This is a genomic window from Streptomyces sp. BE303, assembly GCF_036290945.1.
GTDB lineage: Bacteria > Actinomycetota > Actinomycetes > Streptomycetales > Streptomycetaceae > Kitasatospora.
This window is the reverse complement of the sequence record NZ_JAQYWZ010000130.1, coordinates 1-5,071: the sequence shown is the minus strand read 5'-3', so window position 1 is coordinate 5,071 and position 5,071 is coordinate 1. Positions and strand designations below refer to the sequence as shown.

Annotated in this window: 4 protein-coding genes; 1 reads left to right on the top strand and 3 read right to left on the bottom strand. The window is 67.5% G+C overall.

Annotated features, from left to right (window positions below; all coding sequences use genetic code 11):
- Nucleotides 1–526 precede the first annotated feature (526 nt).
- Nucleotides 527–2,032, top strand: a complete 1,506-nt coding sequence (locus tag PUR56_RS00550; RefSeq protein ID WP_329947385.1) for a hypothetical protein — start codon at nt 527–529, stop codon at nt 2,030–2,032.
- A 423-nt stretch (nt 2,033–2,455) separates the two neighbouring features.
- On the opposite strand, the gene PUR56_RS00545 is transcribed toward PUR56_RS00550, so the two are convergent.
- From PUR56_RS00545 to PUR56_RS00535, 3 genes are all read right to left on the bottom strand, one after another.
- A complete protein-coding gene (locus PUR56_RS00545; RefSeq protein ID WP_329947384.1) occupies nt 2,456–3,211 on the bottom strand; it encodes an RNA polymerase sigma factor in 756 nt (251 codons plus the stop codon).
- A gap of 789 nt (nt 3,212–4,000) precedes the next feature.
- Nucleotides 4,001–4,144 (bottom strand): HNH endonuclease, encoded by a 144-nt coding sequence (locus tag PUR56_RS00540; RefSeq protein WP_329947386.1) that lies wholly within the window; start codon nt 4,142–4,144, stop codon nt 4,001–4,003.
- Nucleotides 4,145–4,518: 374 nt separating this feature from the next.
- On the bottom strand, nt 4,519–5,071 hold a 553-nt coding region (locus tag PUR56_RS00535), incomplete at its 5' end, for a transposase (protein ID WP_329947383.1).

Here is a 5,071-nt window from a genome sequence, read left to right as displayed (position 1 = left end):
GGGCGCCCGCCCGGCTCCAAGAACCGCCGCCCCGCGAACCGCTACGACGTGGGCCTGCTCCTGGCCACCGGCGAGCCCTACCGCCGACCGGCTCATCACAAGGTCGGCACCAAACCCCGCCGCACCGGATAAATCACAAGGTAAGTGATCAACTGACGTGGTGCGCCCCTCGGGCAGTGGCATGTTGGCAGCATGGCGCCGCACCTCCGGTCGGCCGGGCCGGATAGTTCACAGCTGACCATGGACCATGTTTAGTATATCGGATACTCTCTGTTTCATTGCTGACAGCGTAGAGGCCGGCCGCCTGAACCCCAGCAAGGTTCATCGCCCGGTGCCGACCCTGGTGCGACGGTAACCCCCACCCTCTGCACCTGAGCGTAGGGATAACCGCATTCCCCGCCCGATCCTCCTCGAACTGCTGCGGTCCTGCGCTGATCGGGCCGCCGCCGACGGCCACCCGTCGCTCGGCTGCGTCCGCCCCTCGGTGTCACCAGAGCACGTCACCCCCACCTCCCGGAGGCGAGAAATGTCCACCCCCGAGCCGCGCCCGATCAGCCGCAGATCCATCCTGCGCGGCGCCGCCGGCGCCGGCGCCCTGATCACCATCGCGAGCGCCACCTCGGCGGCCGCCGCCACCAGCGGCAACTACACCATCCGCTTCGACCAGCCACGGAGACAGACGATCCTCGGGCTCGGGTTCGAGATCCAGTCCGACTCCATCGGCTCGAACAACAACGGCCTGCCCGACTCGTTCAGCAGCGTCCCCTACGACCTGACCCCCGGCGAACGGGATCGCTTCTACCAGCAGATGCTCAAGGGCGGCCGCGCCGACCGCGGCTTTCGCTACTGCCGCCTCGGCCTCGGCTTGTACTTCCGTGGGACCGATCCCACCGGAAAGCACCTCCAGAACCGCTACCCCGGCCAGGCCGAACTGCTCGCCGACATGATCAGTAGGTCCGGCATCGAGGGCGTCGCGGCCGAGTACTGGTCGCCGCCCCCCGGTTTCAAGAGCAACAACTCCTTCGTCGCGGGCAAGCTGGCATCTTTCACTCCGGCCTTCCTGGACGAGCTCGGCGACGCCATGGTCGGTGACCTCGACTACCTGACGGCCCGCGGTGTGCCGATCTCGATGTGGGGCCTGCAGAACGAGCCGAGCGGGATCGCGGCCTACTCGACCTGCCAGTACACGCCCGCCGAGTACGTGCAGACGTTCAAGGCCGTCGCTCCCAAGATCAAGGCCAAGTATCCGAACGCCCTCATCCACTCCAACAGCCAGGGTGGCTGGATGGACTCCCTGGGCCAGGCCACCGTCGCCGACCCCCAGGCACTCGCCGCAGTGGACGCCTGGACCTTCCACCGGGTCGGCACACAGAGCACCGAACAGATCCCGGCCGGCCGCTACACCGCCGGCGCTCTGGGCAAGCCCGTGTTCAACAACGAGTTCGAGTACCTCGACAACCAGACCAGCGACGCCCGGACGCTGAACACCGCCCAGTCCATCATGAACTGGATGACGTTCCAGGACGCGCCGACCTGGTTCTGGCTCCACGCACTCAAACCCACCACCAACGTCGAGGCGGACGGCTACGCCCTCGGCTACTGGCGCCCCCCGACCGACACCGACTTCAGCCACCACCCCAACATCGCCCCCGGACACTGGGACTTCATCCCCCGCAACTGGAACGCCATCGCCGGCTTCGTCCAGTTCATGCCCTGGAACTCGGTCCGCTACCACGTGGACGAGCCACTGCTGCGCTACCAGCTCTCCCCGCAGTGGGGCTACCAGGACCTGCCATCGCCCAGTCGGCGGATCATGGCGTGGAAGACCCCGGAGGGCAAGCCGGTCTTCGCGATCACCAACTCCTCCAGCACGCCATACACCTTCACCGTCGACACCCAGACCGCCGCCACCTTCCGCGGCCTGCGCTACGGCCCCAGCACCAACAACCTCTTCATCAGCAACAAAACCGGCCCGCAGCTGACTATCACCGTCCCGCCGCTGTCGATCGAGTTCTGGATCCGCACGCCCTGACCGAAACCACCACCCCAGGCCCCCTGTGCCGCGGACGGCACCGTCAGCTCGTCCGCGGCACAGGGCCGTTGAAGCCGGCCGCACTGCGGCCGATCGTGTGTACGCAAGGCCTACGACCACGGAGGCGACCCGCATACCCTGCTTGACGGGGATCGATCGGCGGCGGCACTGGAGCCCGGTCAGCGCTCACCGCTCCGTTGGCGCACGTGGAAAGGAGCCGGCTGCTCCTGGAGGGATCGCCGTCCGGCATCGGTACCGCCGGGCGGTAGCAGCATCCGGTCGACGGTTCGCCTGTGCGCGAGCGGCCCCGGCCGACCACGCGCAGGGGGAGGGATCTCCGTTGCGGGCGGCGGCGCGGGAGCCGTGGTGATACCGCCGGTCGTGCCGGTCCCTGATTCCCCGGAACAGGTCGAGAGGGACGGGTTACACCGGCCCGGCCGCCGCAGACCCGTGCGCCATACGGTCGCCGGTGCGGTCCGCAGTCTTGGGATCCGTCTGGACGAGCGCCGTCCTCGCGAGCCGGAAGCGACGGTTGAGTTCGCGCATCTCCTCGTACCGGTGCCGGCACTTCGCGCAGGCGTCGAGGTGGCGGACCAGGCGTTCGGGCTTCCTGCGGGCGGGGTGGCGGGCGAGTGCCGCGAGCTGCGCGGTGCGGTCCGCGCACCCCGGGGAGGAATTCGCAGCTTGGAGGTGGGCCATCAAGTAGGCGCGACGCAGACCTTCGCGTGCGCGGGACACCAGTGACGAGGCGCCACTGCTGGTGAGTCCGAGCAGGCGGGCGACCTCCACAATAGGCCGCTGCTCGACCGCGGAGTGCTGCAACGCCGCGCGCCAGCGCTCGGGCAGTGTGTGATAGGCGGCGCGGACCAGGTCGTGGTCGATGGCGGCTTCGAGAATCTGGTCGGGCGGTGGGACGGAGGTGTGCCGATCGGCCCGCATCCCGACGTCGGCGGTGGGGAAGGTATGGCGCTCCGCGCTCCCCCACGCCGTCGCCGTGTTGCGTACCACCGTCATGAGGTAGGGCCGCCAGTCTCCGGTGGGGCCGTGGCCCGATCGCACGGCGGCGATGACGCGGGTGAAGGCCTCGCTGGCCAGATCCTCGTCACAACCCGTGGTTCCGACGCAACTACGGGCGAAGGCAAGAACGGCTGAGTGATGGCGTGCATACAGCACCGCCACGACCCCGTCCTCTCCGGCCCGCAGGCGTTCCGTCAGTTCTGCGTCACCATCGGGCTCCGCCGTGGGAGGCGAGGTCTCCAGTCCCTCGACGGCCGAGCGAATGCCTGTACGAGGCGCCGGTAGGGGGGCATTCCTGTCGGCACCCGGGAATGAGGAGTGGGTCATCGTGGTCCTCTGACCGTCTGCGTTGATCCGACCAGCAGGGACTCCAACGCCGGTCCTTGCCAACCCGAGTGCCGAAGCCGAAAGCAGGAGGCCGGAGGCCGCCACCCACGGGATGTGAACGGACCCTGACAGGGACCGCGATCGCGGACTGCATCCATGTCGGCCACGGCGCCGCGCACCGATGTGCTTACAGGCCGGATCTGGTGCGACTGCGGCGTAGAGATCCTTACGGACGGGTCGGGTAACGGGCGAGTTGAGGGGTGAGATGACACGGGCCTTTCCACCGCGCCGACGGGAAGGCGTCTGGGGCGGGAAGAGTGGTCTGACGGGACGGCTCGACCGGGTGGGTGCACCAGGCCGCGGGGGGAAGACGGCCTGGTGCACCCGGCATAGGGCCACCGGGCATGCTCGGCTAGACGTGTCGCCACCCTCGGCGCCCGGCAAATCGAACACGCTAAAGGTATTCGATATACCAAGCTAGCGCCAGCGGATGGCGGCGGAAGCCGCCGAGCCAGGCGGTTGGGTCGGCCGCGCGGCGAGGTGCCTGCCCGTGACAGGTCCTTTCCGCGCGGCCTCCCGCCGAACCGGACATGACAGTTTCCTGGTCATCCGGCTCTCCAGTGATCACGACGTGAGTGATCTGGCCGTTCGTTCCTTGTGGATGCGGTCATGGCAGGCGGTACAGGCCACGAGGGTCTTGCGCCGCCGGTCGAGCATGACGCGCGCCCAGTCGGACGGCGGCCATCCGGCACGGGCGAGATCGGCCAGGGCACGGACGTGTGTCCGCCAGGAGCCTGGTGATCAGCTCCTTGTGCGGGTAGTCCACCCAGACAGGCCGACGGTCAGTGATCTTCGCCGATCGCTGCTGCTGGAGAGGGATTCCACCGAACCCCGCCACCAGTGGCTTCCTGTTCGTCCGCTCGATCCGGGCCTCGAAGCAGACTCAGGGCCCGTTTGGTGTGTCGATCCTGGCCTTGTGCCTGGCGGCCATCTTCGACACGGTCGAACGGTGCTTGCCCGCTAGCCTGCGCGTTTCACTTCGGGCTGGGAGCGGATGGTGAGCGGGAACGCGAAAGTGCCTTCTGAACTGGGACGATGAGGCTTGTCTAAGTGGTCACCGCTGGAAGTCCTTCGGGGGTTGATCACGTTGCCAGGGCGATGGAGGATTCTTCTTGTCGGTCGGCGGATGTGTGTCGGTCGAGCCTGGCCAGCAGATCGTTCAGGTCGGAGGTGGTGAACTTCCACTGGAAGGGCTGTGCCGTGGCGTTGTAGCGGTCTTCGAACCTTCGGAGCCGGTCTCGGACCTGAGCCAGGTCCGTGAAGTCGTTGGGTTGGACGACCTTGCGCTGGACGATCGAGAAGAAGATCTCGATCTGGTTCGTCCAGGACGCGTGTACGGGGGTGTGGACCATGACCGCGTTCGGAAACGCCTTGGTCAGGCGATCGATGGCTCTCTTCCCCCTGTGTGAGGAGCCGTTGTCCACGACCCAGAAGACGCGTCTCGCGCTGGCGTAGGGCTCGGTGGTCATGACCTGGGCGACCAGGTTCATGAAGGTGTCGCGCGTCAGACTTTGTGGCAGGGCTTGTTTCTTGCGGGTCCTGCCCTGTGAAGGAGTCTGATCGATCATGGTGAGGCCGCCGGTGTTGCCGCCGGAGGAGAAGGTCCGGATCGTGCTGTCGATCCTGGCCGGTGAG